This is a genomic window from Paucibacter sediminis (assembly GCF_030254645.1).
In the GTDB taxonomy this organism is placed as follows: Bacteria; Pseudomonadota; Gammaproteobacteria; order Burkholderiales; family Burkholderiaceae_C; genus Paucibacter_B; species Paucibacter_B sediminis.
In genome coordinates, this window is the sequence record NZ_CP116346.1 from 3,183,905 (window position 1) to 3,209,555 (window position 25,651).

The 25,651-nt window shown below is 68.5% G+C and carries 27 protein-coding genes and 1 tRNA gene; 11 read left to right on the forward strand and 17 right to left on the reverse strand.

Annotation, left to right across the window (positions count from 1 at the left end):
- Positions 1 to 41 precede the first annotated feature (41 nt).
- The 4 genes from PFX98_RS14735 to prfB all read right to left on the reverse strand — a co-directional run bounded on the left by PFX98_RS14735 (position 42) and on the right by prfB (position 5,011).
- A tRNA-Thr gene (locus tag PFX98_RS14735) sits at positions 42 to 117 on the reverse strand.
- Positions 118 to 142: 25 nt separating this feature from the next.
- On the reverse strand, positions 143 to 1,156 hold the full coding sequence (locus PFX98_RS14740) for a class 1 fructose-bisphosphatase (protein WP_285231256.1): 1,014 nt from the start codon (positions 1,154 to 1,156) through the stop codon (positions 143 to 145).
- Positions 1,153 to 3,846, reverse strand: a complete 2,694-nt coding sequence (pepN, locus tag PFX98_RS14745) for an aminopeptidase N (protein WP_285231257.1) — start codon at positions 3,844 to 3,846, stop codon at positions 1,153 to 1,155. Before pepN ends, PFX98_RS14740 begins: the two co-directional genes overlap by 4 nt.
- A gap of 60 nt (positions 3,847 to 3,906) precedes the next feature.
- Positions 3,907 to 5,011 (reverse strand): peptide chain release factor 2 gene (gene prfB, locus PFX98_RS14750; RefSeq protein WP_285231258.1). Its coding sequence is split into 2 segments (ribosomal slippage): positions 3,907 to 4,929 and positions 4,931 to 5,011, totalling 1,104 coding nucleotides; the frame shifts between segments, so codons are not numbered across the junction.
- 105 nt (positions 5,012 to 5,116) lie between these two features.
- Between prfB and PFX98_RS14755 the strand changes: the two genes are divergently transcribed.
- The gene (locus tag PFX98_RS14755) at positions 5,117 to 5,398 is read left to right on the forward strand and encodes a DUF4212 domain-containing protein (protein WP_285231259.1); all 282 of its coding nucleotides are present in this window, start codon (positions 5,117 to 5,119) and stop codon (positions 5,396 to 5,398) included.
- A gap of 80 nt (positions 5,399 to 5,478) precedes the next feature.
- On the opposite strand, the gene PFX98_RS14760 is transcribed toward PFX98_RS14755, so the two are convergent.
- Complete coding sequence (locus PFX98_RS14760) at positions 5,479 to 6,378, reverse strand: alpha/beta fold hydrolase (protein WP_285231260.1); 900 nt, start codon at positions 6,376 to 6,378, stop codon at positions 5,479 to 5,481.
- A gap of 74 nt (positions 6,379 to 6,452) precedes the next feature.
- Between PFX98_RS14760 and PFX98_RS14765 the strand changes: the two genes are divergently transcribed.
- Entirely contained in the window at positions 6,453 to 6,935 is a 483-nt protein-coding gene (locus PFX98_RS14765) for a GNAT family N-acetyltransferase (RefSeq protein ID WP_285231261.1), read from the forward strand.
- Here PFX98_RS14765 and arsC read toward each other — a convergent pair.
- Positions 6,932 to 7,273: an arsenate reductase (glutaredoxin) gene (gene arsC / locus PFX98_RS14770; protein ID WP_285235599.1), complete on the reverse strand. Its 342-nt coding sequence runs from the start codon at positions 7,271 to 7,273 to the stop codon at positions 6,932 to 6,934. The two genes, PFX98_RS14765 and arsC, sit on opposite strands and share 4 nt — an antisense overlap.
- Positions 7,274 to 7,405: 132 nt before the next feature.
- Here arsC and PFX98_RS14775 point away from each other — a divergent pair, with 132 nt between their 5' ends.
- Entirely contained in the window at positions 7,406 to 9,133 is a 1,728-nt protein-coding gene (locus PFX98_RS14775) for an acetate--CoA ligase (RefSeq protein WP_285231262.1), read from the forward strand.
- Here PFX98_RS14775 and PFX98_RS14780 read toward each other — a convergent pair whose 3' ends face one another.
- The 4 genes from PFX98_RS14780 to PFX98_RS14795 are packed head-to-tail and all read right to left on the reverse strand — an operon-like array spanning position 9,134 to position 11,317.
- Entirely contained in the window at positions 9,134 to 9,742 is a 609-nt protein-coding gene (locus tag PFX98_RS14780) for a hypothetical protein (RefSeq protein ID WP_285231263.1), read from the reverse strand.
- Position 9,743: 1 nt separating this feature from the next.
- Positions 9,744 to 10,511 (reverse strand): hypothetical protein, encoded by a 768-nt coding sequence (locus tag PFX98_RS14785; protein ID WP_285231264.1) that lies wholly within the window; start codon positions 10,509 to 10,511, stop codon positions 9,744 to 9,746.
- 12 nt (positions 10,512 to 10,523) lie between these two features.
- The gene (locus PFX98_RS14790; RefSeq protein WP_285231265.1) at positions 10,524 to 10,760 is read right to left on the reverse strand and encodes a helix-turn-helix domain-containing protein; all 237 of its coding nucleotides are present in this window, start codon (positions 10,758 to 10,760) and stop codon (positions 10,524 to 10,526) included.
- Positions 10,760 to 11,317 carry a DUF2975 domain-containing protein gene (locus PFX98_RS14795; protein ID WP_285231266.1) on the reverse strand — a complete coding sequence of 186 codons (558 nt, stop codon included), beginning with the start codon at positions 11,315 to 11,317 and terminating at the stop codon, positions 10,760 to 10,762. Before PFX98_RS14795 ends, PFX98_RS14790 begins: the two co-directional genes overlap by 1 nt.
- Before the next feature lie 162 nt (positions 11,318 to 11,479).
- Here PFX98_RS14795 and PFX98_RS14800 point away from each other — a divergent pair, with 162 nt between their 5' ends.
- The 6 genes from PFX98_RS14800 to PFX98_RS14825 all read left to right on the forward strand — a co-directional run bounded on the left by PFX98_RS14800 (position 11,480) and on the right by PFX98_RS14825 (position 15,432).
- On the forward strand, positions 11,480 to 12,538 hold the full coding sequence (locus tag PFX98_RS14800) for an aldo/keto reductase (protein ID WP_285235600.1): 1,059 nt from the start codon (positions 11,480 to 11,482) through the stop codon (positions 12,536 to 12,538).
- A 31-nt stretch (positions 12,539 to 12,569) separates the two neighbouring features.
- Positions 12,570 to 13,085: an aminoacyl-tRNA deacylase gene (locus PFX98_RS14805; protein WP_285231267.1), complete on the forward strand. Its 516-nt coding sequence runs from the start codon at positions 12,570 to 12,572 to the stop codon at positions 13,083 to 13,085.
- Positions 13,086 to 13,091: 6 nt separating this feature from the next.
- On the forward strand, positions 13,092 to 13,835 hold the full coding sequence (gene plsY, locus PFX98_RS14810) for a glycerol-3-phosphate 1-O-acyltransferase PlsY (RefSeq protein ID WP_285231268.1): 744 nt from the start codon (positions 13,092 to 13,094) through the stop codon (positions 13,833 to 13,835).
- Complete coding sequence (locus tag PFX98_RS14815; protein WP_342399153.1) at positions 13,832 to 14,176, forward strand: RidA family protein; 345 nt, start codon at positions 13,832 to 13,834, stop codon at positions 14,174 to 14,176. Before plsY ends, PFX98_RS14815 begins: the two co-directional genes overlap by 4 nt.
- 86 nt (positions 14,177 to 14,262) lie before the next feature.
- Positions 14,263 to 15,057 carry an oxygen-binding di-iron domain-containing protein gene (locus tag PFX98_RS14820; RefSeq protein ID WP_285231269.1) on the forward strand — a complete coding sequence of 265 codons (795 nt, stop codon included), beginning with the start codon at positions 14,263 to 14,265 and terminating at the stop codon, positions 15,055 to 15,057.
- 9 nt (positions 15,058 to 15,066) lie between these two features.
- Positions 15,067 to 15,432, forward strand: coding sequence for a glutaredoxin family protein (locus PFX98_RS14825; RefSeq protein ID WP_285231270.1), 366 nt, complete (start codon positions 15,067 to 15,069; stop codon positions 15,430 to 15,432).
- Between the two features lie 42 nt (positions 15,433 to 15,474).
- On the opposite strand, the gene PFX98_RS14830 is transcribed toward PFX98_RS14825, so the two are convergent.
- From PFX98_RS14830 to PFX98_RS14860, 7 genes are all read right to left on the reverse strand, one after another.
- Positions 15,475 to 15,807, reverse strand: coding sequence for an energy transducer TonB (locus PFX98_RS14830; protein ID WP_285231271.1), 333 nt, complete (start codon positions 15,805 to 15,807; stop codon positions 15,475 to 15,477).
- A 52-nt stretch (positions 15,808 to 15,859) separates the two neighbouring features.
- A complete protein-coding gene (locus PFX98_RS14835; RefSeq protein WP_285231272.1) occupies positions 15,860 to 17,407 on the reverse strand; it encodes a methyl-accepting chemotaxis protein in 1,548 nt (515 codons plus the stop codon).
- A gap of 126 nt (positions 17,408 to 17,533) precedes the next feature.
- Positions 17,534 to 18,166, reverse strand: coding sequence for an L-threonylcarbamoyladenylate synthase (locus PFX98_RS14840; RefSeq protein ID WP_285231273.1), 633 nt, complete (start codon positions 18,164 to 18,166; stop codon positions 17,534 to 17,536).
- Between the two features lie 34 nt (positions 18,167 to 18,200).
- Entirely contained in the window at positions 18,201 to 19,133 is a 933-nt protein-coding gene (locus PFX98_RS14845) for a DMT family transporter (RefSeq protein ID WP_285231274.1), read from the reverse strand.
- On the reverse strand, positions 19,130 to 20,005 hold the full coding sequence (locus tag PFX98_RS14850) for a 3',5'-nucleoside bisphosphate phosphatase (RefSeq protein WP_285231275.1): 876 nt from the start codon (positions 20,003 to 20,005) through the stop codon (positions 19,130 to 19,132). Before PFX98_RS14850 ends, PFX98_RS14845 begins: the two co-directional genes overlap by 4 nt.
- A gap of 23 nt (positions 20,006 to 20,028) precedes the next feature.
- The gene (gene recJ / locus PFX98_RS14855; protein ID WP_285231276.1) at positions 20,029 to 21,750 is read right to left on the reverse strand and encodes a single-stranded-DNA-specific exonuclease RecJ; all 1,722 of its coding nucleotides are present in this window, start codon (positions 21,748 to 21,750) and stop codon (positions 20,029 to 20,031) included.
- On the reverse strand, positions 21,747 to 22,673 hold the full coding sequence (locus PFX98_RS14860; RefSeq protein ID WP_285231277.1) for a hypothetical protein: 927 nt from the start codon (positions 22,671 to 22,673) through the stop codon (positions 21,747 to 21,749). Before PFX98_RS14860 ends, recJ begins: the two co-directional genes overlap by 4 nt.
- A gap of 59 nt (positions 22,674 to 22,732) precedes the next feature.
- Between PFX98_RS14860 and PFX98_RS14865 the strand changes: the two genes are divergently transcribed.
- Both PFX98_RS14865 and ppk1 read left to right on the forward strand, forming a co-directional pair.
- Positions 22,733 to 23,590 (forward strand): UDP-2,3-diacylglucosamine diphosphatase, encoded by an 858-nt coding sequence (locus PFX98_RS14865; protein ID WP_425334608.1) that lies wholly within the window; start codon positions 22,733 to 22,735, stop codon positions 23,588 to 23,590.
- Positions 23,587 to 25,647: a polyphosphate kinase 1 gene (gene ppk1 / locus PFX98_RS14870; protein WP_285231278.1), complete on the forward strand. Its 2,061-nt coding sequence runs from the start codon at positions 23,587 to 23,589 to the stop codon at positions 25,645 to 25,647. The genes PFX98_RS14865 and ppk1 overlap by 4 nt, the downstream gene beginning before the upstream one ends.
- The last annotated feature ends 4 nt before the right edge of the window (positions 25,648 to 25,651 follow it).

The window sequence follows — 25,651 nt, forward strand, 5'->3', positions numbered from 1 at the left end:
GAGAAATGGCCCTTCCTTGCGGAAGGGCCATCTTCATTTTTTGGTGCCGGAGAGATGAATCGAACACCCGACCTTCTCATTACGAATGAGCTGCTCTACCGACTGAGCTACACCGGCGTCAAGCCTGCTATTCTAGCAGAGTTTATTGGGCGCTATCAAGATGGTAGGACGTGATGCGCTCAACTTCGTTCTTGGAGCCCAGCACCACGGCCACGCGCTCGTGCAGCTTGCCGGGTTTCAGGTCCATGATGCGTTCGCGCGCATTGGTGGCCGCGCCGCCCGCCTGCTCGACCAGGAAGGCCATCGGATTGGCCTCGTACATCAGGCGCAGCTTGCCGGCCTTGTTGGGCTCGCGCTTGTCCCAGGGGTACATGAAGACGCCGCCGCGGGTGAGGATGCGGTGCACATCGGCCACCATGGAGGCGATCCAGCGCATATTGAAGTTCTTGCCGCGCGGGCCCTCTTCGCCGGCCAGGCATTCATCGATATAGCGCTTCACCGGGGCATCCCAGTGGCGCATGTTCGACATATTGATGGCGAATTCCTTGGTGTCCTCGGGGATCTTCACGTCCTCATGCGTGAGCACGAAGGAGCCCTGCTCGCGGTCCAGCGTGAACATCGCGACGCCGTCGCCCACCGTCAGCACCAGGGTGGTCTGCGGGCCGTAGACGCAGTAGCCGGCCGCGGCCTGGGCCGAGCCGGGCTGCAGGAAGTCGTCCTCGCTGACACCCTTGCTGCCTTCCACCTTCTTGAGCACCGAGAAGATGGTGCCGATGGAGACGTTCACGTCGATGTTCGACGAGCCATCCAGCGGGTCGAACATCAGCAGGTACTCACCCTGCGGGAAGCGGTTCGGCACCAGGTAGATGCCTTCCATCTCCTCCGAGGCCATCGCCGCCAGGTGGCCGCCCCATTCGTTGGCCTCGATCAGCACCTCGTTGGCGATGATGTCGAGCTTCTTCTGCACCTCGCCCTGCACGTTCTCGCTGCCGGCCGTGCCCAGCACATCGCCCAGCTCGCCCTTGTTGACGCTGATGGCGATACGCTTGCAGGCGCGCGCCACCACCTCGATCAAGAGACGCAGCTCCTGCGGGATATGGCCATGCTGGCGCTGCTGCTCGATCAGGTACTGGGTCAGGCTGATGCGGCGCGTCATGCTTGCTCTCCCTTGGCCTCGGAGGCGAGTGCACGCTCGACGATCTCGCGCACATCGTTGGACAGATCGGCCTTGGCGGCGACGCGGGCGATCGCCTCGCGGGCGGCGCTGCGGTAGGGCTCGGCCAGCACGGTCCAGCGGTCCATCACGCGCGCCAGGCGGCTGGCGATCTGCGGATTGATGGCGTCCAGCGCCAGCACCTGCTCGGCCCAGAACACATAGCCGGCCGCGTCCTTGCGATGGAAGGCGGCGGGGTTGAACATGCACAGCGAGAAGATCAGGCTGCGCGCGCGGTTCGGGTTCTTGAGCGTGAAGTCCGGATGCTGCATCAGCTGCTTGACGCGCGCGAAGCTCTTGCCGTCCAGCTCGGGCGTGCGGCCCTGCAGCGCGAACCACTTGTCGATCACCAGCTCGTCGCCCTTGAAGAGGGCGTGGAAGCGTGCCAGCGCCGGCTCGGCCAGCTCGGCATGGGCGGCCACCAGGGCCGACAGGGCGCCCAGGCGGTCGGTCATATTGCCGGCGTCCTTGAAGCGCTGGTAGGCGCGGCCGGGCCACACGCTGTCGCCGCTCTGCGTGGCGTTCAGCACCAGCATCGCCAGCGCCAGATTGGCCAGCGCGCGCCGGCCCGACTGCACCGGATCGGGCGCATAGCCGGCCTTCACCTGGTGGGCCTCATAGGCCTCGGCCCAGTCGGTCGCCAGGGCCTGCGCCAGTTGCAGGCGCGCCGCTTCCACCGCGGCGTGGATGGCCTGCGGGTCGACCACGTCCAGCTGCTCGGCGATATAGGCCTCGCCGGGCAGGGTCAGGGCCAGCTCCTTGAAGGCGGCGTCCAGCTCAGCGTGGCGCAGCACGGCGCGCATCGCCTCGATATAGGCCGCGTCCAGCACCAGCGGCGCGCCGCTGCGCACCGCCGCGAGGATGCGGTTCAGCGCCAGGCGCTGGCTGGCTTCCCAGCGGTTGAAGGCGTCGCTGTCGTGCTTGAGCAGGGTCAGCAGCTCGGCATCGCTGAGGCCGTCGTCCAGCACCACCGGGGCCGAGAAGCCGCGCAGCAGCGAGGGTACGGGGGCGCTCGCCACCTCCACGAACACAAAACTCTGCTCGGCCTGGTCCAGCACCAGCACGCGCTCGGTGCCAGCCGCAGCCGCTTCGCCCTGCAGCTGCAGCGGCAAGGCCTGACCCTCGTGGGTCAGCAGACCCAGCGCCACCGGGATCACCTGGGGCAGCTTGTCGGCCTGGCCCGGCGTGGCGGGGGTGGATTGCTTGAGCGTGAGCGTGTAGGTCCGGGCCTCGGCGTCGTAGCTGCCGCGCGCCTGCAGATGCGGCGTGCCGGCCTGCGAGTACCAGCGCTTGAAGGCGTCCAGGCGCGTCGTCAGGGCGGAGCCGGGGTTGGCGTCGGCAATGGCCTGGGCGAAGTCGTCGCAGGTCACGGCCTGGCCGTCGTGGCGCTCGAAGTAGAGCTTCATGCCGGCCTCGAAGCCGGCGCGGCCGACCAGGGTCTGGTACATGCGCACCACCTCGGAGCCCTTGTCGTAGACCGTGGCGGTGTAGAAGTTGTTGATCTCCACATAGGAGTCGGGGCGCACCGGATGCGCCATCGCGCCCGAGTCCTCGGGGAACTGCATGGCGCGCAGCTGGCGCACGTCCTGGATGCGGCAGACCGCGCGCGCGCTCGGCGTGGCGGCCATGTCCATGCTGAATTCCTGGTCGCGGAAGACCGTCAGGCCTTCCTTCAGCGAGAGCTGGAACCAGTCGCGGCAGGTGACGCGGTTGCCGGTCCAGTTGTGGAAGTACTCATGCGCGACGATGCTCTCGATGCGATGGAAGTCGGCATCGGTGGCGGTGGCGGGCGAGGCCAGCAGGGCGCTGGTGTTGAAGATGTTGAGGCCCTTGTTCTCCATCGCGCCCATATTGAAGTCGGACACGCCGACCACCATGAAGCGTTCCAGATCCAGCGGCAGCTTGAAGCGCGCCTCGTCCCAGACGATGGAGGCGATCAGCGAGTTCATCGCGTGCTCGGTCTTCTCCAGATCGCCGCGGCGCACGAAAACCTGCAGCAGATGGTCCTTGCCGGCGCGGGTGCGGATGCGCTGCTCGCGTGCCACCAGGTCGCCCGCCACCAGGGCGAACAGATAGCTGGGCTTGGGGAAGGGGTCGTGCCACTTGGCAAAGTGGCGGCCATTGTCGAGCTCGCCCGCTTCCAGCAGATTGCCGTTCGACAGCAGCACCGGGTACTTGGCCTTGTCGGCGCGCAGATGCACCGAATAGACCGCCATCACGTCCGGGCGATCCAGGAAGTAGGTGATGCGGCGGAAGCCCTCGGCCTCGCATTGCGTGAAGAAGCTGCCGCCCGAGGTGTAGAGACCGCTCAAGGAGGTGTTCTTCTCGGGCGCGCAGCTGTTGCGGATCTCCAGCGTGAAGTCGGCATCGGGCGCGCCCTCGATGATCAGCTCATGCCCTTCCTGGCGGAAGGACACGCTATCGCCATTGATCAGCACGCGCAGCAGGTTGAGCTCTTCGCCATGCAGGCGCAGCGGGCCATGCGGCACGGCGCTGTTGCGCTCGATCTGCATCTTGCTGGTCACCAGGGTCTTGGCCGGCTCCAGGTCGAAGGTCAGGTCTACGGTGCGAATCCAGAAGGCCGGGGCCAGGTAGTCTTCGCGGCGGATCAGAGTGGCAGAGCCTTCACGCATGGTGGGCATCCTTGGAATAAAGCGAAGCCCCGGCTGGATCGCAGCCGGGGCAGGGTGGGTTTAAACGCCTTGCTTCAGGCTCTCGGAAATGAAGGGGTCGAGATCGCCGTCCAGCACCTTCTGGGTGGCCGAGGTCTCGTAGTTGGTGCGCAGGTCCTTGATACGGCTCTGGTCCAGCACATAGCTGCGGATCTGGTGACCCCAGCCCACATCGGTCTTGGTGTCCTCGAGCTTTTGCTGCTCTTCCTGGCGCTTGCGCATCTCGTGGTCGTACAGGCGCGAGCGCAGGCGCTTCCAGGCCACGTCGCGGTTGCTGTGCTGGCTGCGGCCGTCCTGGCATTGCACCACGATGCCGGTCGGGATGTGGGTCAGGCGCACCGCCGAGTCGGTCTTGTTGATGTGCTGGCCGCCGGCGCCCGAGGCGCGGAAGGTGTCGGTGCGTACATCGGCCGGGTTGATGTCGATCTCGATCGAGTCATCGATCTCGGGGTAGACGAACAGCGAGGCAAAGCTGGTGTGGCGGCCGCCCGAAGAGTCGAACGGGCTCTTGCGCACCAGGCGGTGCACGCCGGTCTCGGTGCGCAGCAGGCCGAAGGCATATTCGCCCTCCACCTTGATGGTGGCGCTCTTGATGCCGGCCACGTCGCCAGGGGTCTCGTCTTCCAGCGTTGCCTTGAAGCCCTTGCGTTCGCAGTACTTCAGGTACTGACGCAGCAGCATGCCGGCCCAGTCGCAGGCCTCGGTGCCACCGGCGCCGGCCTGGATGTCGATGAAGCAGTTGCTCGGATCGGCCGGGTTGTTGAACATGCGGCGGAACTCGAACTGCTCGACGATCTCCCGCAGCTTGGCCGCGTCGGCCTCGATCGCCTCCAGGCCGGCGAAGTCGTCGTCGGCCTTGGACATCTCGTACAGCTCGCTGTTGTCCGAGAGGTTGCTGGTGAGGTGGTTGATGGTCTCGACCACGTTTTCCAGCGTGCGCTTTTCCTTGCCCAGCTCCTGGGCCCGCTTGGGCTCGTTCCAGACGTTGGGGTTCTCCAGCGCGGCGTTGACCTCGTTCAGTCGCAGTGCTTTGCGGTCGTAGTCAAAGATACCCCCTTAGCGCGTCGGTACGCGCTGTCAGATCGGCGAGGGTGGACCCGATGGCATTGATGCGTTCGATATCCATGGTGTTTCCAGTTCTAGGCTCGGGTGCGAGCAACCGCGCATTTTTACATGAGCCGGCATGGGGCACACTGGGAGCCCTGCTCATTCAGCCACGGAATCGGTGCCCATGAACCTTGAATCCGACCCCAGCCGGCCCAGTCTTGCCGAGGCGCAGCGGCAGAGTTACTGGCTCAGGACGCGGCGCCTGACGCTGTGGCTGCTGCTGATCTGGGCCGGGGTGAGCTTCGGCCTGATCTACTTTGCGCGCGATCTGAGCTTCACCTTCTTCGGCTGGCCGTTCAGCTTCTGGGTGGCTTCGCAGGGCGCGCTGCTGGTCTATCTGGCCATCGTCGTCTACTACGCCTGGGCGATGCGGCGGCTGGACGCGGCCCAGCGCGAGCTGGACTGAGTGCGCACCGAGGGCGAGCCCTGCGGCTTGCCCGACGGCCCACGAAGGCCCGGGCGCCTGCCCGCGCCCGGGCTGACCGGTCAGCCCAGAAAGGCCGCCAGGGCCTCGGCCAGCTCCTCCGGCTGGTCGTGGTGCAGCATATGGCCGGCATCCTTGAGCGTGACGCTGCGCACGCTGGGCACCACCGCCAGGCGGGCCTCGAAATCGGCGCGCGGGTAGCGATCGCCCCACCATTTCGTCATGTCGGTGCTGTCCCCCTCGACCCAAAGCGTGGGCGCCTGGATGCGCGCCCAGGTGGCGAGGATCTCGGCCTTGCGGTAGAGCACCGGATTGCTGCGCTTGTGGGCGGCATCGCCCAGGATGTGCCAGGCGCCGTCGATCTCGCGCGACCAATGCGGCGCCAGCCAGGCGGCCTTGGCCGGCGAGAGGCGCGGGTTGGTCTTCATCAGGCGCTCCGCCACCGCCTGCAGGCTGCCATAGGTCTTGAGTTGGGGCTGCTGCTTCAGCTCGTCCAGCCATTGCGTCAGGCGGCCTGGCGCCTGGGCGGGGATGGTCTCGGGCAGACCGAAACCCTCCAGGTTGACGAGGCGGCGGATGCGCGCCGGCCGCACGCCGGCGTAGCTCATCACCACATTGCCGCCCATGCTGTGGCCCAGCAGATCCACCGCTGCCTCGGGGCTGACGGCGTCCAGCAGGGCGTCCAGATCGCCCAGGTAGTCGGGGAACCAGTAGCTGTCGGCGCCGCTCGAGTCGGTGAGACCGAAGCCGCGCCAGTCCATCGCCACCACATGGCGATCCTGCTGCAGCGCGTCCACCACGAACTGGAAGGAGGCTCCCACGTCCATCCAGCCATGCAGCATCACCAGGCTGGGCCGGCCGGGCTGCGGCTGGCCCCAGCTCAGCACATGGTGCCTGAGCCCCCGCAACGTGAGGAACTGGCTTTGATGGGGCCGGCGGGCGAGGTAGGGCGTGGCTTGCATGGCGGCAATGTAGCGCGCACAAGCGCGGCACGCTGTCGGCCGCGGGACAAGACCCGGCAGGCAGAATTGCGGCCATGAGCACCCCTGACTATCAATTGCGCCCCGCCGAGCCCCGCGACATTGCCGCCATCGTGGGCCTGATCGCCGAACTCGCCGAGTTCGAGCAACTCAGCCACCTGCTGGAACTGCGCCCGCAGGACTTGCAGCGCCATATGTTCGGCGAACGCCCGGTGGTGGAGGGTCTGGTCGGCGAACTGGCCGGCGAGGTGGTGGGCTACGCGCTCTTCTTCACCAACTTCTCCACCTTCCTGGGCAAGCCGGGCCTGTATCTGGAGGATTTGTATGTGCGCCCCGCGCACCGCGGCAGCGGCCTGGGCAAGCGCATGCTGAGTCGGCTGGCGCAGCTCGCGGTGGAGCGCGACTATGGCCGCTTCGAGTGGAGCGTGCTGGACTGGAACGAGAGCGCGATCCGCTTCTACGAGAAGATGGGCGCCAGCCTGCTGCCCGACTGGCGCATCTGCCGGCTCAGCGGCGCGGCGCTGCAGGCCTACCGTTAGAGAACGGTGAGCGCCAGCTCGGGCGGCCGGGCGATCACGGCGCGCCGGCCGTTCACCACGATGGGGCGCTGCAGCAGCCTGGGATGGCTGGCAATGGCTTGCAGCAGCGCGTCGTCGCCGAGCTCGGTGTCGGCCAGGCCCAGCTGGACATATTCGTCCTCGCCACTGCGCAGCAGCGCACGCGCGCTCACGCCCAGACGCTGCTGCAAGGCCTGCAAATCGGCCATGCCGGGCGGGGTCTGCAGATACTCGATCACCTCGGGCCGCAGGCCGCGCTCGGTCAGCAGGGCCAGCGCCTCGCGGGACTTGGAGCAGCGCGGGTTGTGGTAGATCTGCAGCGACATATGGATTCTGGGGATGGACGGGCGCTCAGTGTAGGGGCCGCGGACACTCGGGGAATCCATGACTTGTGGCAGGGCGAGTGTCGCTAGCATGTGCCCTCCGTTGCCGCGACTGAGGATGGAGGGTGCATGACCAAGCGTTCCGAGTTGCCGTGTGATGCCCGATTCGATGGGTATGCGGCCCTGCATCAGGCCTTCCGCTGGCAGGTGCCGGAGGACTTCAGCATCGCCGAGGCCTGCTGCGGCCGCTGGGCGCGCGAGACGCCCAATGCCCCGGCCATCCTGTTCGAAAGCGACAGCGGCTGCCGCGCGCAGTACAGCTATGGCCAGCTGCAGCGTGCCGCCAACCGCCTCGCCAACGCCTTGCAGCGCCTGGGCGTGCAGGCCGGCGACCGCGTCGCCATCGTGCTGCCGCAACGCTTCGAGACCGCGGTGGCGCAAATCGCGGTGAACCAGCTGGGCGCGGTGGCCATGCCGCTGTCCATGCTGTTCGGCCCCGAGGCCCTGGAATTCCGCCTGCAGGACAGTGCGGCGGTGGTCGCCATCGTGGAGGGCGCGGCGCTGGCGTCGATGCGCCAGGTGCGCGCGCGCTGCCCGGCACTGCGCCAGCTGCTGGCGGTGGGCGAGGGTGCGCAGGCCGACGAGCTGGAATGGATGGCCGCCCTGCAGGCCGAGGATGCCCGTTTCGTGTCGGCGCGCCGCAAGGCCGACGATGCCGCGGTGCTGATCTACACCAGCGGCACCACCGGCCCGCCCAAGGGCGCCCTGATTCCGCAGCGCGCGCTGATCGGCAATCTGAGCGGTTTCGTGGCCAGCCAGAACTGGTTCGGCTTCGATCCGGCGGCGCCGGAGCGCGGCACCGAGGCGGTGTTCTGGAGCCCGGCCGACTGGGCCTGGACCGGCGGACTGATGGACGCGCTGCTGCCCACGCTCTACTTCGGCCGCCCCATCGTGGCGTACCAGGGCCGCTTTGCACCCGAGCGCGCCTTCGAGCTGATGCAGCAGCATGGCGTGACGCACAGCTTTCTCTTCCCTACCGCGCTGAAGGCGATGATGAAGGCCGTACCCGCGCCGCGTCAGCGTTATGCCCTGAAGCTGCAGGCCATCATGAGCGCCGGCGAGGCGGTGGGCGATGCGGTGTTCGGCTGGTGCGAGCAGCAGCTGGGCATCACCGTCAACGAGATGTTCGGCCAGACCGAGATCAACTACGTGGTGGGCAATTGCAGCCTGCTGTGGCCGGCGCGGCCCGGCAGCATGGGGCGCGCCTACCCGGGGCACCGCGTGGCGGTGGTCGACGACGAGGGCAAGATCTGCCCCCCCGGCGAGCCCGGCGACGTGGCGGTGCATCGGCGCGATGTGCATGGCGATCCCGACCCGGTGTTCTTCCTGGGCTACTGGAACAAGCCCGAGGCCACCGCGGCCAAGTTCACCGGCGAGCCGAGCAACAGCTGGTGCCGCACCGGCGACACCGCCATCATGGATGAGCAGGGCTATCTCTGGTACCAGGGCCGCAGCGACGATGTCTTCAAGGCCGCCGGCTACCGCATCGGCCCCAGCGAGATCGAGAACTGCCTGGTCAAGCACGAGGCGGTCGCGAACGCGGCGGTGGTGCCCAAGCCCGATGCCGAGCGCGGCGCGCTGGTGAAGGCCTATGTGGTGCTGGCGCCCGGCCACCAGGGCAGCCCCGAGCTGGTGGCGGCCTTGCAGGCCCATGTGCGCGGGCGCCTTGCGCCCTATGAATATCCCAAGGACATCGAGTTCATCGAGGCATTGCCCATGACCACCACCGGCAAGGTGCAACGCCGCGTGCTGCGCCTGCAGGAGGAGCAGCGCGCACGCGAAGCGGCACTTGCCTGATCACCAACTGCAGGGTTTGAGCTGCGCCGGCGCCTGCTTGACGCTGGCGTTGAAGGGGTCGAGCTGGGCGTCGCGCGACTGCTGCACGTCGTAGCAGCCACCGCGGTAGCGGATGCGGCGCCGGGTCGGGCCGTGGATCTCGTCGGGCTGGTCGGCCTCGCCGCCAATGGCGCGCGCGATGCGCTGCTCCACGCTCGCCCGGGGGCTGTTGCTGCGCTCGTCGGCCAGGGCCGGATTGCGCCAGGCTTGCGACGCGGCCGGACCGGCCGGCAGGGCCAGCTGCAGCGGCGCAACGCTGCCGCGCGGCGTGGCAGCCGGCTCCTCGGGCACAGCGGTGCGGGTCGGCGTTGCGGGAGCCGGCTCCAAAATCGTCTTGAATGGGGGAGCTGCCGCGGGACGCTCGGCCCGAGGCATGGCATGAGCTGGCACGGGCGTCGCAGTCGGCAACTTCGGCTGCGGCTGCAGCAGCCAGACCACCAGGCGCTCGCGCATCTGCGGCACGCCACGCGTGCCTTGCCGCTGGGCGAGCAATATCAGGCCCGCCGCATGCAGCATGAGCACCAGCATCCAGACCCAGTGCGGGCGCCTGGGCGAAGCGAGGCTTGGCATCTCAGCCGCCGAACAACTTGCCCAGCAGGCGCACGCTCAGCTTGCTGCCGGCGGGCGCCAGCAGGCGCGCCGCATCGGGCCAGCGCTCTTCGCCGCTCAGCGTGGTGCAGCTGCGCGACGGCTGGCCGGGCTTGGCGTCGGGGTCCTGGTCGCTAGGGTCGGCGGCCAGCGGCAGGCCCAGCAGCTGGCCTTGTTCGCGCCATTCCAGCTCCCATTGCGGGCTGCTGCTGCAGACGCGCACACCGGCGATCTGCGGAAACGCCCAGCGCAAATACCAGGGCAGCAGCTCGCTGCGCAAGCGCCGCGCCACCGCGACGATGCGGCGCACCATCGCCATGTCCAGCTCGGCGGCGGGCACCGTCAGTGCCAGCGTGCCGCGCAGCAGCGCGCTGCCCTTGGGCAGGTTGGAGCTCAGCGAGCTGCCCTTGGCCTGCTCCAGCGGCAGCACGGGCAGCAGCAGGCTGCCGTCGTCGGCCGGGCGGAAGGGCAGGTATTGCTCGTCGCTCACGATCGCCAACCGGGCCGCGGGCAGGGGCTGCTGGGTGTCGCGCGCAAGCAGCCGCATGTCGATGCGGAACAGCCCTTCGCCATGCCGGTGCAGCTCGTGCAGCACGCGGTTGATGGGCTCGTAATCCATCAGCTGGCCGGCGCGGGTGATCTTGACCTCCACCTGCTCCAGCTGCGTCACCGGCCCCCGCGCCAGATCCTGGGCGCCCGCCATGGCCGCGGCCAGGCCCAGCGCGCAGGCGGCGCTCATGCGCTTGTTCATCTGCTCACTCCCTCAAGGTTCTTGTTGTTCCGCCGGCGCGTCGGCGCCCGCCTGGTAGGCCAGCAGGTCGGCCGGCTGGCATTGCAGCACCTCGCAGATGCGCGCCAGCGTGTCGAAGCGCACGCCGCGCACCTTGCCGCTCTTCAGCAGGGACAGATTGGCCTCGGTGATGCCCACGCGCTCGGCCAGCTCCTTGGAGCGCATCTTGCGTTTGGCCAGCATCAGGTCCAGGGTCACGACGATGCTCATCAGACGAACTCCGCGTTCTCCTCGGCCACGCGCGTGGCCTCGGCCATCACCGTGGCCATGGCCAGCAGCACCAGGCCGAACATCAGGGCCAGGTAATGGTGGAAGGCCAGCGCCACCACCAGCACACGCTGGCCCGGTGGGTTCTGCCAGGTCAGTGCCAGCACCGAGAGCGTGTGCGAGAGCGGCAGCGCGGGCGCCAGCACCACCAGGGCCAGGCCCATGCGGCGCAGCCGCTGCACCGGTTCGGCGCTGAAGATCCGGCCGCGCGCATAGCAGCCGAACAGCGACCACAGCTGCCACAGCGCCAGCAGCGCGGCCGTGCCGGGCAGGGCGGCAATGGCCAGGCCGAGGCCGCGCGTGAGCGGGTTCAGGTTCAGCGGCTGCTGGCCGGCCTCCCATTGATGCCTTGCCACCTGCAGCAGCCAGACATCGCTGGTCCACAGCAGCAGCGGCGTCAGCAACACCGCGGCCGCGCCCAGCACGCACATCAGGCGCAGCCAGAAGGCCAGGCGGCGGATGCGCGGCAGGCCGGCAAATGACGAGGTCGCGATGGGCATGGGGAAGGGGCGTGAACGGAATGAAATTACTGTAAAACAATAATATATTTTTGTGAAGCAGAAAACTTTTGGCATGGGTGGGCGCCGCAAGCGCAGCGGCGGCTTCTGCGGCACACTGCCGGCCACGCGTTTTTTTGCTGCTGCAAGGAGTTGTTGATGGACATGGAATTCACCACGCTGGGCCGTTCGGATCTGCGGGTCAGCAAGATCTGCCTGGGCACCATGACCTTCGGGGAGCAGGTGGACGAGGCGGGCAGCCAGGCGCTGCTGGACCATGCGGTGGCGCGCGGCATCAATTTCATCGACACCGCCGAGATGTATCCGGTGCCGGCGCGTGCCGCCACCTTTGCGCAGACCGAGGCCATCATCGGCCGCTGGCTGGCGGCCCGCCCGGGCCTGCGCAGCCGGCTGGTGCTGGCCACCAAGGTGGCCGGCCCTTCGCGCGGTTATGACTGGATACGCCAGGGCTCACCCGATCTGAGCGCGGCCGACATCGTGCAGGCCTGCGAGGACAGCCTGCGCCGCCTGCAGACCGACGTCATCGATCTCTACCAGATCCATTGGCCGGCCCGCCATGTGCCGATGTTCGGCGGCGTCTATTTCGAACCCGCCAAGGACCAGGCGGTGACGCCCATGCTGGCCCAGCTGGAGGCGCTCGACCGCCTGGTGCGCGCCGGCAAGCTGCGCCAGGTGGGCCTGTCCAACGAGACCGCCTATGGCGTGAGTGAATTCGTGCACCTGGCCGAGCGCCATGGACTGGCCCGCATCGTCTCGGTGCAGAACCCCTATTCGCTGGTGAACCGGGTGCTCGAGAACGGCCTGGACGAGGCGCTCTACCGCCACCAGGTCGGCCTGCTGGCCTACTCGCCGCTGGGCTTTGGCGTGCTCACCGGCAAGTACGACGCGCTGCGCCTGGACGACCCGGCCCGCCCCGGCCGCCTGAGCCTGTTCGAGAGCATGAAGAAGCAGCGCTGGGCCCGCCCCGAGACCCTCGCCGCGGCCAAGCGCTACAACGCCCTGGCGCGCGCGCATGACCTGACCCCCACCCAGCTGGCGCTGGCCTGGTGCGGCTCGCGCTGGCAGACCGCCAGCACCATCATCGGGGTGACCACGCGCGCGCAACTGGACGAGAACATCGAGGCCTTTGCCGCCAGCCTCGCGCCCGAGCTCGTGGCCGAGATCAACCGCATCCGCTGGGAGCTGCGCGACCCGGCGCAGTGAATGAAGGGGCGCAGGCGGCGACAATCCGGTCATGGCCAAGAAGCAAGCCCATGTCAGCGAGACCCCCGCCACGCAGTTCCTGCGCGAGCGCCAGGTCACCTTCACCGAGCATGTCTACGATTATGTGGAGCATGGCGGCACCGCCGAGTCCTCGCGCCAGCTGGGCGTGCCCGAGCACGAGGTGGTGAAGACCCTGGTGATGCAGGACGAGCGCGCCCAAGCCCTGATCGTGCTGATGCATGGCGATTGCCAGGTCAGCCTCAAGGAGCTGGCGCGCCAGATTCCCTGCAAGAAGGTGGAGCCCTGCAAGCCCGAGGTGGCACAGCGCCACAGCGGCTATCTGGTGGGCGGCACCTCGCCCTTCGGCACGCGCAAGCCCATGCCGGTGTTCGTCGAGGCCAGCATCCTGGCCTTGCCGAGGATCTGCATCAATGGCGGGCGGCGCGGCTATCTGGTGGGGCTGGACCCGAAGGTCTTGCCAGCGCTGCTGGGGGCGCGGGCGGTCGAGTGCGCGATCCGGAGCGAGGCGCGGGGCAGTGCAGAATAGCGCCCCATGCAAGAACTGCTTCCCCCCCTGCTGGCCACCCTGCTGGCCTATCTGATCGGCTCGCTCTCGTTTGCCGTCATCATCAGCCGCCTGATGGGTCTGTCGGACCCGCGCAGCTATGGCTCGGGCAATCCCGGCGCCACCAATGTGCTGCGCTCGGGCAACAAGGCCGCGGCCATCCTTACCCTGCTGTTCGATGCCTTGAAGGGCTATCTGCCGGTGCTGGCGGTGGCGCTGTGGGGCGAGCGTTACGGCCTGGGCGAGGGGACGGTGGCGCTGGTGGGCCTGGCGGCCTTCGTGGGCCATCTCTGGCCGGTGTTCTTTCGCTTCGTGGGTGGCAAGGGCGTGGCCACCGCGGCCGGCGTGCTGCTGGCGATCAACCCCTGGCTGGGCGGCGCCACCCTGCTGACCTGGCTCATCATCGCCTACTTCTTCCGCTACTCCTCGCTGGCCTCCATCGTGGCGGCGGTGTTCGCGCCCTTCTACCAGATGCTGATCTGGGGCTCGAGCCCGGCGGTGCTGAGCATCGCGCTGATGAGCCTGCTGCTGGTGTGGCGCCATGAGGCCAATATCAAGAAGCTGCTCAAGGGCACCGAGAGCAAGCTGGGCCAGAAGGCGGCCGGCGCCAAGCCGGCCGAGGGCACCAGCAAGAAGCACCCGCATGGCGAGGGTTACCAGGCCCATGGCCACTCTCACCATCACGGCCCATCGCATTCCCACAAAGCTGCCAAGAAGGGCAAGAAATCATGATCGAACGTTTTGAAGTCGGCGCGCGCATGTCCGAGATGGCCGTGCACAACGGCGTGGTCTACCTGGCGGGCCAGGTGGCCTCCGACGCGAGCCTGGACATCACCGGCCAGACCGCGGATGTGCTGGCCCAGATCGACCGCCTGCTCAAGCTCGCCGGCAGCGACAAGACCAAGATCCTGCGTGCCCAGATCTATATCGCCGATGTGGCCGAGTTCGCCGGCATGAACAAGGCCTGGGATGCCTGGGTCGTGGCCGGCCACACGCCGCCGCGCGCCACCGTCGAGGCCAAGCTGGCCAAGCCGGAGTGGAAGGTCGAGGTCGTCATCACCGCCGCGGTCTGAACCTGTCTTCGCGCGGCTTGATCCGACTCAAGCCGCGCCGGGGCACGCTCGCCTAGAGTTGGCGCTCGCCAACCCTGGGGGTGCCTGTGCCCGTTGAACTCTTCCGCCGCGATCAGCATGTCTGCCTGATGTTCTCCAAGCTCAGCACGGAGGACGGCGAGGCGGTGCAATCCAACCAGTTCCTGCTGGTGAACCGCGGCACCGGGGCCATCCTGGACCCGGGCGGCAACATCGCCTACAACGAGCTCTACCTCGGCATGACGGCGCATTTCCCGCCGCACAAGCTGGCCGCCATCCTGGCCTCGCATGCCGACCCCGACATCATCGCCTCGCTCGACCGCTGGATGACGGCCAGCAGCGCGCCGGTCTATATCTCGCGCATCTGGGAGCGCTTTGCGCCGCATTTCTGCAAGCCCGGCAAGACGCTGGGCCGGGTGATCGGCATTCCCGACGCCGGCGCGCGCCTGCGCCTGGGCGAGGGCGACGCGGCCTTCGAGCTGCTGGCCCTGCCCGCGCATTTCCTGCATTCCGAGGGCAATTTCCAGTTCTACGACCCGCTCAGCAAGATCCTGTTCTCGGGTGACCTGGGCGCCTCGCTGGGGCCGGATCTGAAACCGGAGCAGATCGTCACCAGCCTGGCCGAGCATGTGCCGCGCATGGAGGCCTTCCACCGCCGCTACATGGTCAGCAACAAGGTGCTGCGCCTGTGGGCGGCGATGGTGCGCGAGCTCGACATCCGCATGATCGTGCCGCAGCATGGCGCGCCGCTGGCGGGCGAGGCGGTGCCGGCGTTCATCCGCTGGGCCGAGAACCTCGCCTGCGGCATCGACCTGGTCGGGCCGCAGGACTACCGCGTGCCGCAGGAGGCCCTGCCGGCGTAGCATGGCGCCATGGGCGAACGTATCTCGGCCGCGTTGAGTGGCCCCATCGGTCTGGTGGTGCTGGTGCTGGCGGTGCTGGGCCTGAGCCAGGCCGCGCGCAGCTGGAACGAGGCCGGGCAGGCGCAGCAGCTGCGCGAGCGGGCCCGGCCGGGCGACATCCTGATGCTGGCCAGCAGCAGCTGTGTCTACTGCCAGCGTGCGCAGCGCTGGCTGGACGCCGAACGCGTGCCCTATCGCATGTGCCTGATCGAACAGGATGCCGCATGCGCGCGCGACTATGTCGCGCTGCAGGCGCCCGGCACGCCGACCTTTCTGGTGCGGGGTGTCCGGGTGGTGGGCTGGGACCGGGCGACGCTGCTGAAGGCGCTGGAGTGAACGCCTCATCAGCCTCTGCGCTTGCAAGCGCAGGGGCCTCAATCAGTCTTCGTTGCTGAAGACCAGCTTCACCTCGTGGCTCTGCTTCTCGCCGGTGCCTTCGAACTTCCACTCCATCAGGGCATTGATCACCGCCTTGTCGAACACGCGCTTGGGCTCGGCCTCGACGATGGCCACCTCGCTGACCTTGCCGTCGGCCTCAATGGTGAGCTTGGCCTTCACCGTGCCCTTGTTGACGCCCTTGCGCGAGGCCTCGGCCGGGAACTCGGGGGGCACCTTCTTGATCACCTTGGGCGCCGCCTGCGCGGCCGTGGCGATCAGCAGGGCGCCCAGCAGACCCAGGGCCAAGCGCGCCGCGCTCGAAATCTTCGACATGGTGTAGTTCTCCTTGCAGCTTGCGGAATGGGGTGCGGGATAGGTCGCGGGATTAACGGGTACGGAAGAAGCCGACGGCCTCCAGCAGGCGCGATGAGCTGCCGGTCAGCTCTTCGGTGGAGCGGGTCAGCTCGCTGACTAGGCTGGCGTTCTGCTGGGTGCTGCGGTCCAGCTCGTTCATGGCCTGGTTCACCACGCCCACGCCGCTGGCCTGCTCCTGGGCCGAGTGCGAGATCTCCTCGATCAGCTGGCCCATGTTGTTGACCTCGTCCACCACGCTGTTGATGGTGTTGCCGGCGTTGTTGACCAGGGTGGTGCCGTTCTCGACCTTGACCGAGGATTCCTGGATCAGCACCTTGATCTCCTTGGCGGCGGCGGCCGAGCGCGAGGCCAGCGCGCGCACCTCGGAGGCCACCACGGCGAAGCCGCGGCCATGCTCGCCGGCGCGCGCCGCTTCCACCGCGGCGTTCAGCGCCAGGATGTTGGTCTGGAAGGCGATGCCGTCGATCACGCCGATGATGTCGCCGATCTTGCGCGAGCTGGCGCTGATCTCCTGCATGGTGTGCACCACCTGGGCCACCACCTGGCCGCCGGCCGAGGCCGACTGGCGCGCCTTGGTGGCGATGCCGGCGGCCTTGCGGGTCAGCTCGCTGGCGCCGCTGAGGTTGGCGGCAATCTCTTCCACCGAGGCGGCGGTGGTCTGCAGGCTGGAGGCCGAGCGGGCGGTGCGGTCCGACAGGTCGTTGTTGCCGCCGGCGATCGCACTGGAGCTGTGCGCCACGTCGCTGGCCGCGCTGCTGACGCTGCTGACCACGCCCGAGAGCGCCTGCTGCATGTCGCGCATCGCGGTGAGCATCTGGCTCAACTCGTCGCTGCCCTCGGTGCTGATCTCGTGGGTGAGGTCGCCGTCGCGGATCGCCTCAGCGGCCGAGCGCGCCTTGTTCACCGGCGCCACGATGGAGCGTGCAATGGCGAGGCCACCCACGCCGCCGATCACCACCGCGGCCACCACCAGGATCAGCGTCACCAGCACCGAGTTGCGCGCCAGCTCGCCACCGGCGACGGCCAGGTCATGGGCGCTCTCGAACTGCAGGTCCACCAGGCCCTTGAGGCCGTCCTGGTAGGCCTGCTGGGCCGGGCGCACGTCGGTGATCAGGCTTTCGCGTGCCTCGTCGGGGCTGCCGTCCTTCTGCACCTTGCGGAACTTCTCCACCGCGGCGAAGAACTTGCCCTGGCGTTCCTTCACCTGGGCCAGCAGATCGCTTTCCTTGGCACCCTCGATGCTGCCCTGCAGGCTGCCGAGCTGCTTCTCGCTGTCCTGCAGCGCGCCGTCGATGGCAGCCTGCTGCTTCTTGATCTGGCGCGCCTCGTCGAGCAGCAACAGGTCGCGCGCGGCACGCGCCACCACATTGACGTTACCCTCCAGCGAGTTCGCCGCGGCGATCTTCACCAGGCTCTGGTTGGCGGTGCGATCCAGGTCTTTGGAGAGGCGGTTGGCGCTGTAGGCGCCGTAGCTTCCGATGATGACGAGCAGGACGATCAACAGACCGTAGCTCAATGCGAGGCGCTGGCTGATGCGCAGCTGGGTCAACAGACTCATGCTCTGCCCTTTCGGAGGCTTCTTCGTTTCCCGACGACCATTCTTTGTGCAGCGCAGGGGTGCCGTGTCAGCTCACCCCTGATCTGATGGCTATCGGCACGGTCTGCCGCGGCTTGAGGACAAAAGTCACGCTTCCTGCAAGCCCAGCGTGGCCGGGTCGCCGCGGCCGCGGCGTATCAGCTGGGCCTCGTCGGCGGTGAGGTCCACCACCGTGGTGGGCTGCAGGGGGCAGGCGCCGGCGTCGACGATCACCTGCAGCACGCGGTCGAAGCGCTCGCTGATCTCGCCGGCGTCATTCAGCGCCTCGCTCTCGCCGGGCGGGATCAGGGTGGTGGCCAGCAGCGGCTCGCCCATCAGGGCCAGCAGATCCTGGGTGACCTTGTGATCCGGCACGCGCAGGCCGATGGTGCGGCGCGAAGGGTGCGAGACGCGCCGCGGCACTTCCTTGGTGGCTTCCAGGATGAAGGTGAAGGGGCCAGGTGTTGCCAGCTTGAGCAGGCGGTACTGGCGGTTGTCGACGCGGGCGAAATTGGCCAGTTCGCTGAGATCGCGGCACAAGAGCGTGAGGTGATGCTTGTCGTCCACGCCGCGCACGCGGCGCAGCTGGTCGACGGCGGCCTTGTCGTCCAGCCGGCATACCAGCGCGTAGCTGGAGTCGGTCGGGATCGCACCGACGCCGCCGGACTGGAGGATTTGCGCGGCCTGCTTGAGGAAGCGCTGTTGCGGGTTCTCGGGGTGGACTTCGAAGAATTGCGCCATGGCTTATTGTTGACCAAGCCGAGGGCCCGGCGCATCAGTCGGCGATGGTGTCGGCGGTGACTGTGGCGGGCCGGGTACGCTGACGCACGTTCAGCCAGGCCGAGCTGGCGCCGCTGGCCGACACCACCGCCATGCCCAGCCAGGCATAGCCATCGGGCACATGGTCGAAGGCCAGCCAGCCGATCGCCGCCGCCACCGCGATCTGCACATAGACAAAAGGCATCAGCACGCCGGTGGGTGCCAGGCCCAGGGCCAGGATCAGCAGCAGATGGCCCACCGTGCCGAGCGCGCCGATACCCAGCAGCAAGCCCCATTGCCAGGGCGGCGCGGCGCGCAGCGGCGCCATCACCTCGACAGGCCCCAGCGCCAGCAGCAGGCTCAGCAGCAGGGCGCCGGTGAGGCCGGTGTAGAAATGCGTGGTGTAGGGGTCTTCCAGCGAGGCCAGCTTGGCCGTCAGCACCTGGAAGCTGGCGTAGAAGCAGGCGCCGGCAAGCGGGAACAGCACCGCCCAGCCGAAGGTGCCGCTGCCCGGTCGGATCACGATCAGCGCGCCGGCGAAGCCGCCCACCACCAGGGCCCAGCGCAGCGGCGAGACATGCTCGTGCAGCAGGGTGGCGGCCAGCAGGGTGACGATCACCGGGGTGAGCATATTGATGGCGCTGAACTCGGCCACCGGCATCGCCTGCACGCCGTAGAAGCTCATCGCGCTGGTGGCCAGCAGCAGCAGGCCGCGCACCAGCTGGAAGCGCGGATGGGCGGCGCGCAGCCCCGCCAGCGAGCCCTGCCGGGCGGCGCGCCAGCCCAGCCAGGCCGCCATCACCAGGGCCTGCACGCTGTAGCGCGCCCACAGGATCAGCAGCACCGGCAGGAAGGCGCCGAGATAGCGGATCGTGCTGTCCATGCTGGCGAAGCAGCTCGCCATCAGGATGATCAGCGCAATGCCCAGGCCCGGGCGCTGTGCGTTCACGGGGCGGGGCGCTGCACGCGGTGTTGCAGCGCCTGCCAGACCGGCGTGAGGCGGCCGGAGAGATCGGGCAGGCGGCCCAGATCGGTGTGGCTCTCGGTGGGGCTGTGGAAGTCCGAGCCGCGCGAGGCCAGCAGGCCGAACTCCAGCGCCGTCTCGGTGTACTTCTGGGCCTCGGCGGCGGTGTGGCTGCCGGTCACCACCTCGATGCCGCGCCCGCCATGGGCGATGAATTCGGTGATGAGGGCGTATTCCTCGGTGGGCGTGAAGTCGTAGCGGCCCGGGTGGGCGATCACCGCCAAGCCCTCGGCCTCGTTGATCCAGCGCACCGCATCGCCCAGCGCGGCCCAGCGGTGCGGCACATAGCCGGGCTTGCCCTCGGTGAGGAAGCGGCGGAACACCTCGGAGACATCGCTGCAGACACCGCTGTCGACCAGGAAGCGCGCGAAATGGGTGCGCGAGATCAGCTCGGGGTTGCCCACATAGTGGCTGGCGCCCTCGAAGGCGCCCTTGATGCCCACCTGGGCCAGGCCGGCCGCCATCTCGCGGGCACGCGCCTCGCGGCCGCCGCGGGTGGCATGCAGGCCGGCCACCAGGGCGGCGTTCTGAGGGTCGAAACCCAGGCCGACGATGTGCACCACGCGCCCGGCAAAGCTCACCGAGATCTCGGTGCCGGTCAGATAGGGCAGGCCCAGCGCCAGCGCGGCATCGCGGGCGCGCGCCTGGCCGCCCACCTCGTCGTGATCGGTCAGCGCCCACAACTCCACGCCATTGGCCTTGGCGCGCGCGGCCAGCAGTTCGGGGCTCAGGGTGCCGTCGGAGACGACCGAGTGGCAGTGCAGATCGGCGTTGGTACAGGCATGCAGGGTAGTCACGCCCCGATTCTAGGTGGCGGGCCTCAGACGAGCGCCTCGACCACCATTTGGATGCGCTCCTGACCCTGGTATTCGTCCAGGCTCAGGCGGTAGGCCAGGCGTGCCTCGTCGGGCACCGGCTCGCTGCGGCCGAACCAGATCGCATCGCGCAGCAAGCCGCCCTGGCGCAGGCGCAGCTTCAGGTGCCGCTCGCCCACCAGGCGCTGCGAGACGATCTGCACCTGGTCGCAGAACAGCGGTGCCTCGAAGGCCTGGCCCCAGACCTGGGCATCGAGCTCGCGCACCGTGGCGGCGTTGAAGAGCTCGGGCGCCAGCGGGCCGTCGGTGCGCAGGGTGCGCGTGAGGGCCTGCTCATCCAGCCACTCGGCCGCGACCTGCTGGAAGGCACTGTTGAAGCGCTCGAAACCGTCGTCGGCCAGGGTGCAGCCGGCCGCCATCGCATGGCCGCCGAACTTCTTCAGCAGATCGGGATGGCGCTTGGTGATCAGGTCCAGCGCGTCGCGCAGATGGAAGCCGGGGATCGAACGCCCCGAGCCCTTCAGCTGGCCGTCGGCGCCGCGCGCGAACACGAAGGCGGGGCGGTGCACGCGGTCCTTCAGGCGCGAGGCGACGATGCCCACCACGCCCTCGTGGAAGGCGGGGTCGAAGATGGCCAGCGCGGCCGGGGCATCGCCGGCCGGCATGAGGGCCTCCAGCTGGGCCTCGGCCTGCTCGCGCATGCCGGCCTCGATCTCGCGGCGCTCGCGGTTGATGGCGTCCAGCAGCTTGGCGAGTTCGAGCGCGCGCGTGCTGTCATCGCAGAGCAGGCATTCGATGCCCACCGTCATGTCGGACAGGCGGCCGGCGGCATTGATGCGCGGGCCCAGCGCAAAGCCGAGGTCGAAGGCATTGGCGCGGCTGGCATCGCGGCCCGCCGCGGTGAAGAGCGCGGCGATGCCCGGCTGCATGCGGCCGGCGCGCATGCGGCGCAGGCCCTGCGCCACCAGGCGGCGGTTGTTGGCATCGAGCTTCACCACATCGGCCACCGTGCCCAGCGCCACCAGGTCGAGCAGGCCATCCAACTTGGGTTGCGTGCTGGAATCAAATCGACCGCGCTTGCGCAACTCACCGCGCAGCGCCAGCAGCAGGTAAAAAGCCACGCCCACGCCCGCCAGGTTCTTGCTCGCGAACTCGCAGCCCGGCTGGTTGGGGTTGAGCATCGCGTGCGCCTCGGGCAGCAGCACCGCGCCGTCCACCAGGGCCGGCAGATGGTGGTCGGTCACCAGCACCTTCAGCCCGAGCGCGCGCGCATGCGCCACGCCGGCATGGCTGGCGATGCCGTTGTCCACCGTCATCAGGAGTTGCGGCCGCAGCGGCAGCGCCAGCTCGACGATGGTGGGCGTGAGGCCATAGCCATGCACGGCGCGGTCCGGCACCACATAGTGCAGGGTGTCGGGTCTTGCCCCCAGCAGGGCCAGGCCGCGCAGCGCCACGGCGCAGGCGGTGGCGCCGTCGCAGTCGTAGTCGGCCACGATGCAGATGTGCTCGCCGGCGAGCAGGCTGTCGGCCAGCAGGCCGGCGGCCTCGGCGATGCCCTTCAGGCCCTCGGGCGGCAGCAGCTTGGCAAGCCCGTCGTCCAGCTCCTCGGCCGAGCGCACGCCGCGCGCGGCGAACAGGCGCGCCAGCAAGGGCGAGATGCCAGCCTGCTCCAGCGCCCAGGCCTCGCGGGGCGGTACATCGCGGGTGACGAGGCGCGGCTGATTCATAAGGCCTCCAGTGTGAGAGTCGCGTCTGCGCTGGGCGGCAGCAGCGCCTGCCTGAGCTTGCGCCAGCCCTGGGCGGGCGTGCCGGCCCAGCTGCGCGCATGGCGCTCGCCACACAGGGTGAGGCGCACCGGCTGCGTGGCCGAGGCGCGCAGCAGCGCCGCCAGCGGGCCGGCGTCGAGCGCGCGCCAGGCCTCCATCCAGGCCGGCCAGTCGCCGCTCAGCAGGGGCTCGCGCAGGCCGAATTCCTGCTGCAGCTCGGCCGGCAAGACCTGGCCCCGGCCGATGCCGCAGCCGCTGATCCAAACCGAGTTCAGCGCCAGGGCGCCGCGCGCCTCGCGCGCGGCGTTGAGCGGCAGGCCGTGCAGCATCAGCTGGATCTCGTTCTGCAAGAGGCGCAGCGCGCGCGCCTCCGGCATCCAGCTGCTGACGCTGCGGTCCAGCACGCGCTCCAGGCTGGCGCTGGGCAGGGCGTCGAGGCTGGGATGGGCGACCAGCCATTGGTCGGGCGCCAGGAATTCGCAGGCCCAGCCCTCATCGGCGGGGAACAGCGGCGCCAGGGCCGCGAAAAAGGCGCGCGCCTCGGCCTCGTCCAAGGCCAGATGGCGCGGGCCCAGGGCGGTGACCTGGTCGGTGCCCACCGAGAGGTGCAGGGGCGTCAGCAGCGCCCAGGCCTGGCCGTCGCGCGGCCTCGTCTGTTCGCGCAGCCAGGCGGCGGTCGGCAGTGCGGTGGCGGCTGGCAAACCGCGCAAGCGGGCCAGCGCCAGCTCCTGGGCGGTGTTCAGGCTGTACTCATCCTCGCCCAGCAGTTCGGGCTCGGCGACCAGGCGCCCCAGCAGGGCAGAGAGATTGGGCAGGGTCAGTTCACGCAGGCAGTGCCGCGCTTCCTCGCCCAGCGCGCTGGCGTAGGGAATCATCAAATGCATGGGCCGCATTATCCGGGTCGTCACCGGCGCGTCATGCCGGCTTGGCAAGCTTGCGGTCCATGCAGCCCGATTACGTGATGGCGCGCGTCGCCAGCCCCAGCGCCTTCATCGCCGAGCCGGCCGCGCCCGCCGACGCGGAAGAGGGGCGCTTGCGCTACCGCAGCGTCTGGATTTCCGATCTGCACCTGGGCACGCCCGGTTGCCAGGCCGGCGCGCTGCTGGAATTCCTGCGCACGGTGGAATGCGAGCAGCTCTTTCTGGTGGGCGACATCATCGACGGCTGGCAGCTGCGCCGCAGCTGGTACTGGCCGCAGACGCACAACGACGTGGTGCAGAAGCTGCTGCGCAAGGCGCGCAAGGGCTGTCGGGTGATCTTCATCCCGGGCAACCACGACGAGTTCGCGCGCAAATACCTGCAGCACAGCTTCGGTGGCATCGAGGTGGCCGAGGACTGGATCCACGAGACGGCGGATGGCCGCAAGCTCTGGATCACCCACGGCGACCTGTTCGACGGCGTGATCCAGTGCGCGCGCTGGCTCGCGCATCTGGGCGACAGCGCCTACGAATTCACCCTCAAGCTGAACCGGCACCTGAACTCGCTGCGCGCGCGCCTGGGCCTGCCCTACTGGAGCCTGTCCAAATACCTCAAGCTCAAGGTCAAGCGCGCGGTCAGCTATGTCTCCGACTTCGAGGTGGCGGTGGCGCGCGAGGCGCGCAAGCGCGGCGTGCAGGGCGTGGTGTGCGGCCATATCCACCATGCCGAGCTCCGCATGATCGACGGCATCCTCTACTGCAACGACGGCGACTGGGTGGAAAGCCTGACCGCCCTGGTCGAGCATGCCGATGGCGAGCTGGAGATCCTGGACTGGGCGGCCGTCACGAATTCGTCACGAGGCGTTCATAGAATCGGCGCATGACCCTGCCAGACGTCGCCTTGCTCAATCGCGAGCAGGCCATCCTCGAATTCAACAAACGTGTGCTGGCCCAGGCTGAACGCAGCGATGTACCGCTGCTGGAGCGGCTGCGCTATATCTGCATCGTCTCGTCCAATCTCGACGAGTTCTTCGAGGTGCGCTTCGCCGACATGCTGGATGCCGCGCGCGACCCGGTGAATGCGGTGAGCTCGCGCGACGTGGAGCGGGTGGCGCGTGCCGCCCATGACCTAATCGACGAGCAGTACGCGATCTTCAACGAGCAGGTGATGCCGGCGCTGCGCGAGGAGCGCATCGTCATCCTCAACCATGCCGATCGCAACGAGACCCAGCGCCACTGGGTGGCCAAGTTCTTCGAGCGCGAGGTGCGCCCGCTGCTGGTGCCGGTGGGCCTGGACCCCGCCCATCCTTTTCCGCAGGTAGCCAACAAGTCGCTGCACTTCATTGCGCGGCTGTCGGGCAAGGACGCCTTCGGGCGCGACAACCGCATCGCCATCGTCAAGGTGCCGCGCGTGCTGCCGCGCGTCATCAAGCTGCCGGCCACCGTCAGCGAGGGCCAGCAGGCCTTTGTGCTGCTGACCAGCGTGATCCGCGCGCACCTGGAGGAGCTGTTCCCGGGCCGCCATGTGGAGGCCTTTTCGCAGTTCCGCGTCACGCGCGACTCCGACCTGGAGGTCGACGAGGAGGAGGTGGCGAACCTGCGCCATGCGCTGCGCTCGGGCCTGACGACGCGCCACTTCGGCCGCGCGGTGCGGCTGGAGGTGGTGAACACCTGCCCGGCCGAGCTCTCCAACTTCCTGCTCGAGCAGTTCGACATGCCGGCGGCGGCGCTCTACCACGTCAACGGCCCGGTGAACCTGGTGCGCCTGAACGAGCTGATCGACCAGTGCGATGCGCCCGAGCTGCGCTTCCTGCCGCACGAACCGGTCTGGCCGCAGGGCCGGCTGCCGCGCCAGAAGTCCATATTCCACCGCCTGCGCAAGGGCGATGTGCTGCTGCACCATCCCTTCGAGAGCTTCGAGCCGGTGGTGCAGTTCCTGCGCGAGGCGGTCGAGGACCCCGACGTGCTGGCCATCAAGCAGACGGTCTACCGCACCGGCAGCAAGTCCGAACTGATGGACCTGCTGATCGAGGCGGCGCGGCGCGGCAAGGAAGTGATGGTGGTGGTGGAGCTGAAGGCGCGCTTCGACGAAGAGGCCAATATCAACTGGGCCGAGCGCCTGGAGGCGGTGGGCGCTCAGGTGGTGTACGGCATCGTCGGCATGAAGACCCATGCCAAGCTCTTGCTGGTGACGCGCCGCGAGGTCGGCAAGCTGGGCAAGCCGGTGCTGCGCCGCTATGCCCATCTCTCCACCGGCAACTACAACCCCAAGACCGCGCGCCTCTATACCGATCTGGGCCACCTGACCGCCGACCCCGAGCTCACCGCCGACGCCGATCTGGTGTTCCGCGAGCTGGCCGCGCTCTCCAAGTTCAAGGCGCCCAAGCGCCTGCTGCTGGCGCCCTTCAATATGCACAGCCGCATGCTCGAGCACCTGGCACAGGTGGCGCGGGCGGCGCGCGCGGGGCAGCCGGCGCGCGTGGTGGTGAAGATCAATGCGCTCACCGATGCCGAGCTGATCGCGGGCCTGATCGCGGCCGGCCAGGCCGGCGCCAGGATCGACCTGATCGTGCGCGGCGCCTGCATGCTGCCGCCGGGCCTGCCCGGCCAGACCGACAACATCCTGGTGCGCTCGGTGGTGGGGCGCTTCCTCGAGCACACGCGCATCTGCTACTTCCGCTGGGGCGTCAGCGAAGCCGACGAAGTTTTGTATTTGTCCAGTGCGGATTGGATGAGCCGCAATATGTTCCGCCGCATCGAGGTGGCCTGGCCGGTGCTCGACCCGGCGCTGCGTCAGCGCGTCATCGACGAGGCGCTGATGCCCTATCTGCACGACCGTCTGGACGCCTGGCAGCTCGGCCCGGACGGGCACAGCCAGCGCGTCGCCGAGACGGGCGTGAGCGCGCAGCAGGCGCTGATGCGCCGCTATATCGCTGGTTGAGCGG

Excerpts from the sequence above, each read along its gene's own strand:
- PFX98_RS14740 (WP_285231256.1), bottom strand. The coding sequence starts at position 1,156 with ATGACGCGCCGCATCAGCCTGACCCAGTACCTGATCGAGCAGCAGCGC.
- pepN (WP_285231257.1), bottom strand. The coding sequence starts at position 3,846 with ATGCGTGAAGGCTCTGCCACTCTGATCCGCCGCGAAGACTACCTGGCC.
- PFX98_RS14755 (WP_285231259.1), top strand. The coding sequence starts at position 5,117 with ATGAACCTTGAATCCGACCCCAGCCGGCCCAGTCTTGCCGAGGCGCAG.
- PFX98_RS14760 (WP_285231260.1), bottom strand. The coding sequence starts at position 6,378 with ATGCAAGCCACGCCCTACCTCGCCCGCCGGCCCCATCAAAGCCAGTTC.
- PFX98_RS14765 (WP_285231261.1), top strand. The coding sequence starts at position 6,453 with ATGAGCACCCCTGACTATCAATTGCGCCCCGCCGAGCCCCGCGACATT.
- PFX98_RS14775 (WP_285231262.1), top strand. The coding sequence starts at position 7,406 with ATGACCAAGCGTTCCGAGTTGCCGTGTGATGCCCGATTCGATGGGTAT.
- PFX98_RS14780 (WP_285231263.1), bottom strand. The coding sequence starts at position 9,742 with ATGCCAAGCCTCGCTTCGCCCAGGCGCCCGCACTGGGTCTGGATGCTG.
- PFX98_RS14785 (WP_285231264.1), bottom strand. The coding sequence starts at position 10,511 with ATGAACAAGCGCATGAGCGCCGCCTGCGCGCTGGGCCTGGCCGCGGCC.
- PFX98_RS14790 (WP_285231265.1), bottom strand. The coding sequence starts at position 10,760 with ATGAGCATCGTCGTGACCCTGGACCTGATGCTGGCCAAACGCAAGATG.
- PFX98_RS14795 (WP_285231266.1), bottom strand. The coding sequence starts at position 11,317 with ATGCCCATCGCGACCTCGTCATTTGCCGGCCTGCCGCGCATCCGCCGC.
- PFX98_RS14800 (WP_285235600.1), top strand. The coding sequence starts at position 11,480 with ATGGAATTCACCACGCTGGGCCGTTCGGATCTGCGGGTCAGCAAGATC.
- PFX98_RS14805 (WP_285231267.1), top strand. The coding sequence starts at position 12,570 with ATGGCCAAGAAGCAAGCCCATGTCAGCGAGACCCCCGCCACGCAGTTC.
- plsY (WP_285231268.1), top strand. The coding sequence starts at position 13,092 with ATGCAAGAACTGCTTCCCCCCCTGCTGGCCACCCTGCTGGCCTATCTG.
- PFX98_RS14815 (WP_342399153.1), top strand. The coding sequence starts at position 13,832 with ATGATCGAACGTTTTGAAGTCGGCGCGCGCATGTCCGAGATGGCCGTG.
- PFX98_RS14825 (WP_285231270.1), top strand. The coding sequence starts at position 15,067 with ATGGGCGAACGTATCTCGGCCGCGTTGAGTGGCCCCATCGGTCTGGTG.
- PFX98_RS14830 (WP_285231271.1), bottom strand. The coding sequence starts at position 15,807 with ATGTCGAAGATTTCGAGCGCGGCGCGCTTGGCCCTGGGTCTGCTGGGC.
- PFX98_RS14835 (WP_285231272.1), bottom strand. The coding sequence starts at position 17,407 with ATGAGTCTGTTGACCCAGCTGCGCATCAGCCAGCGCCTCGCATTGAGC.
- PFX98_RS14840 (WP_285231273.1), bottom strand. The coding sequence starts at position 18,166 with ATGGCGCAATTCTTCGAAGTCCACCCCGAGAACCCGCAACAGCGCTTC.
- recJ (WP_285231276.1), bottom strand. The coding sequence starts at position 21,750 with ATGAATCAGCCGCGCCTCGTCACCCGCGATGTACCGCCCCGCGAGGCC.
- PFX98_RS14860 (WP_285231277.1), bottom strand. The coding sequence starts at position 22,673 with ATGCATTTGATGATTCCCTACGCCAGCGCGCTGGGCGAGGAAGCGCGG.
- PFX98_RS14865 (WP_425334608.1), top strand. The coding sequence starts at position 22,733 with ATGCAGCCCGATTACGTGATGGCGCGCGTCGCCAGCCCCAGCGCCTTC.
- ppk1 (WP_285231278.1), top strand. The coding sequence starts at position 23,587 with ATGACCCTGCCAGACGTCGCCTTGCTCAATCGCGAGCAGGCCATCCTC.